The 1300-nt window shown below is 44.8% G+C and carries 1 pseudogene; it reads left to right on the top strand.

What is annotated here, in order from left to right:
- Positions 1-76: 76 nt before the first annotated feature.
- A pseudogene (locus tag XYCOK13_RS21750) lies at positions 77-1231 on the top strand (IS3 family transposase).
- Positions 1232-1300: the final 69 nt, after the last annotated feature.

Below are 1300 nucleotides of genomic sequence, written 5' to 3'. Positions count from 1 at the left end.
CGCAGCTCGTTGAGGACATATTATAATGCTCCCATGAGGTGAGACACGAGTTGAAAATCTAAGTTATACTAAGACTATGAAGAAAAGAACGAGTTACCCAGCTGAATTTAAGACGAAAGTTGTCCTGGAGATCTTGTCCGAAGAAGCCACAGTGAATCAAATTGCAGCCAAATATGATGTTAGTCCTGTGGTCCTCTCTCGCTGGAAAAAGGAATTCCTAGAACGAGCTTCAGATGTGTTCAAGAAGGGGCCTTCCCAAAGTGAGAAGGAACTCGAACAAAGCCAAGAGCATATTGCGGAACTAGAGCGTAAAGTGGGCCAGCTTACCTATGAGGTAGACTGGTTGAAAAAAAAAATCTACAGATATCCTCGGACCCAGCTGGAAGAAGAAACCACGTTGATTTTAACGAGTCTAAGATCACCATTAGCCGACAGGCGGATCTCTTAAGTGTTCATAGAAGCAGTGTGTATCGGAATCCGCCTAAGGAAAAAACCGTTTCCGATGAGGACCTATTGATCATGCGCAGAATCGATGAGCTGCACACAGATCACCCTACTTGGGGTTACAGGACCATCACGAAGGTGATTCGTCGTGATGACAAGATCATCGTCAATCGTAAGAAGATCCGTAGGCTAATGCGTGAGATGGGCGTGTACACGATCTATCCTAAGCCGAATTTCAGCAAGCGTTTATCATGCTAAATACGTTCGTCCATACTTGCTTAGGAATCTCGATATATGCCGTCCCGATCAGGTCTGGGGCGTGGACATAACCTATGTCCGCATGCAGAAGGGTTTCATGTATCTGTTTGTCATCATCGACTGGTACAGCAGGCGAATTGTCGACTACGAGCTTTCCAGCACCTTGGAGAAGATATTTGTCATGAACTGTCTGAAACGGGCGCTCGCAAGCGGCAAGCCTGAGATCATGAACAGTGATCAAGGAAGCCACTTCACAAACCCAGATTACTTGAATCTATTGGATCAAGCCGGCATTAAAGTCTCAATGGACGGAAAAGGCCAAGCATTGGATAACGTAAGAACGGAACGCTTTTTCAGAACGCTGAAATATGATCTCATTTACATTAACGAGTTTGAAACGCCCCGGCAGCTGAGGCTAGGCATAAAACGTTATATCCATGAGTACAACACCTACAGACCCCATTCATCCATTGGAGATCTATGCCCTGAAGATGTGTACCACGGAAGAGCCATTCCGAGTGCTGCATAAATATCAAAATACGAAAGGAGAATTAACTTAGAATTCTATTTTCGTGTCTGTCAATAGTCTGTGAAAATG

Origin of the sequence: Xylanibacillus composti, from assembly GCF_018403685.1 — a bacterium.
Lineage (GTDB): Bacteria > Bacillota > Bacilli > Paenibacillales > K13 > Xylanibacillus > Xylanibacillus composti.
The sequence above is the reverse complement of the archived record's forward strand: the minus strand, read 5'-3'. Positions and strand labels throughout refer to the sequence as shown.